The following is a 2,314-nucleotide window of genomic DNA, read 5'->3' as shown; positions in this document are numbered from 1 at the left end:
TCCCCTAGGGTGGGGTCATGAGCGGTCTGTGCGGTGTCTCCCTGGAACATCCGATCATGAACGCGGCCGGCACCTGCAAGACCGCCGAGGATGTCGAAACGTTCGCCCGGTCGGCGGTCTCGATGATCGTCGTTGGTTCGATCACCAGAGAACCGCGGTCAGGCAACTCCGGCAACGTCTACTGGCCTGGCCGAGTCTACTCGTTGAACGCGCTCGGGCTTCCCAACCGCGGACTGGACTACTATGCCGCGCATCTGCCCGGCATGGTGCGGCGCGCTCACCTGGCGGGCAAGCCGTTGACCGTCAGCGTCGCCGGGTTCGGTGTCGACGAATACCGCGAGATCTCCGCGGTCGTGGCGCGGACGGGGGTCGATCTGATCGAACTGAACCTGGCCTGCCCGAACGTCTGGGACGGCGGAACGCAGAAGCGCATCGCCTGCTTCGATCCCGGGCACACCGCGACGATCTGCACGGCGGTGGGCGACACGCTGGTGGCGCAGGCTGGTGCCGATCCGGCCCGACGCGTCCCCTACGGAGTCAAGATCTCGCCGTTCTCCGATCCGTCGGCTCTGGCGGAGCTCGCAACGGTGATCGATGAGGTCGCCGCGCGTCCCGGTGGCCCGCGGTTCGTCACGGCGGTGAATACCTTCCCCAACGCCTTCGCCGTCGACGAGGCGCACCGACCAGTCGTCGACGTCGAGCTCGCCGGTATGAGCGGGCCGGCGCTCAAGCCCGTCGGGCTCGGTCAGGTGCGCCAGCTACGCCGCCTGCTCCCGGAGAGTGTGGACATCGTCGGGGTCGGGGGTGTGACCGACGGGCGCGACGTCGCCGACTACCTGCTGGCCGGGGCCACCGCGGTCCAGGCCGCCACCGCGTTCTGGAACCGTGCGGAGGATCCGGCCGTCTTCGGTGCCATTCTGTCCAACTGGATCGACCACACCGACCCGACCGTCCCCTGAAAAGGGTTTCACGCGTATTTTCCGTACATCTTTCCAGCATATTTTTTCACGTCCTCGGCGCGGGAGCCCATCGCCGGATCAGCCTCCGGCCGCCGCGTTTCTCGGTGCCGCTCGGCCTGGCTGCTCGGCGGTGTTCTCCGGGCCGCTTCCCGGGACCAGGGAGATCCGCCGGTCCGGCGGTGGAAACGTCAGCCGGAACGTGAAGGCGGTGGCGGTCGGACCGTGGGCCCGCAGGTGACGAACCCGGTCCTCGGCCTCGTCCGTCCCCGGCCGATGCCCGGCGGGTACCCACCACAGGGCGTTGGTCGTCCGCTGGGTGGGATGAAACCACTCGCGCCGACGGCGTAGGAACGCCCCGTGGCCGCTACGGAAGACGAAGTTGGCCAGCGCCTCCACCGACTCCCAGACGGTCAGGTTCACGATGATCGCATGGTCGCCGTCGCCCTCCCACACGAACGTGCGTACGACGGTGTCGCCATCCTCGGCCCGCAGGCGCCAGACGAAGCCAGGCTGCCCGTCGCCGAGCGTGTTGGTGGGAGTGAGACCGGCGACGAAGTCGGTCAGCGCGGAGGAGCCGGGCGGCGCGAGCAGTCGGGCGATGTTCACCTGGGCCAGATGGTAACCCGTCATGAAGGCAGCCTAGGGAGGTTGTCGCGCCGCCGCCAGGAATATCGGTCAATTACCGATCGATCATGATCGGCGAGTTGGCGGGTGCAATTTCTACCAGTTTTTCGATGCCGCTCGGAACAGCCGGCGAACAGTAACCCCGCCACGAACGGGCCGGCCGATGCCGATGCCTGCCGATCGGCGCCCCATCGTGGGGCTGTCAGGTGATCCGTCAGGTGGTGTCGCCGCCGAGGGCTCCGCTGGAGCCACCCGGATGGACTCACCCGAGTCGATCATGCGCGCCTCCCACCTATTGGCAACGTCGAAGCTACTCTCCGTAGTCGGAGGTGCCGGGAGGGGAAGATCCCAAGATCCCGGGGCGGGCTGTGTCATTTGCGTGGAAGCGTGTTTCTCTGCGGAAATCAGCCTGAGTGCGGATCGCTCGAGTTTGGTCGGTGATCCGATTTCGGTCCTCGCTGACCGAAATGGCCTCCACTGCCGACAGCATTTGGTCATTTTCCGCTAGCAATGGGGGAGTCATGGGAAGTTCCGCAAGGAGAAAAGCCGCAGTTGTCGCTCTGTCCACGACGGCGGCTCTGGTTGTCGCCGCGGGGCCCGCGGCCACGAGCGCGTTGGCCTCCGATGGTCACGACGGCCCGAAGGACAAGCGCGTCACCAAGCACGTCGTCAAGGAGCACTGGACCAAGATTCGCTGGGAGAAGGAGAGCTGGGACAAGAAGGACTGGGAC

General features: G+C 66.6%; 2 protein-coding genes and 1 pseudogene. 2 read left to right on the top strand and 1 reads right to left on the bottom strand.

The features are described from left to right. The first annotated feature begins 17 nt into the window (after nucleotides 1–17). Entirely contained in the window at nucleotides 18–959 is a 942-nt protein-coding gene (locus tag AC08OQ_RS18675) for a beta/alpha barrel domain-containing protein (RefSeq protein ID WP_462188303.1), read from the top strand. Nucleotides 960–1,037: 78 nt separating this feature from the next. Here AC08OQ_RS18675 and AC08OQ_RS18670 read toward each other — a convergent pair whose 3' ends face one another. Further along, a complete protein-coding gene (locus AC08OQ_RS18670) occupies nucleotides 1,038–1,589 on the bottom strand; it encodes a DUF3291 domain-containing protein (protein WP_462188297.1) in 552 nt (183 codons plus the stop codon). A 515-nt stretch (nucleotides 1,590–2,104) separates the two neighbouring features. On the opposite strand from AC08OQ_RS18670, the pseudogene AC08OQ_RS18665 reads away from it, so the two are divergent. After that, nucleotides 2,105–2,314 (top strand): annotated as a pseudogene (locus tag AC08OQ_RS18665) (hypothetical protein); the annotation flags it as partial.

The organism is Frankia sp. CcCS3, assembly GCF_977927575.1.
This window is presented reverse-complemented; position numbering and strand designations above follow the sequence as displayed.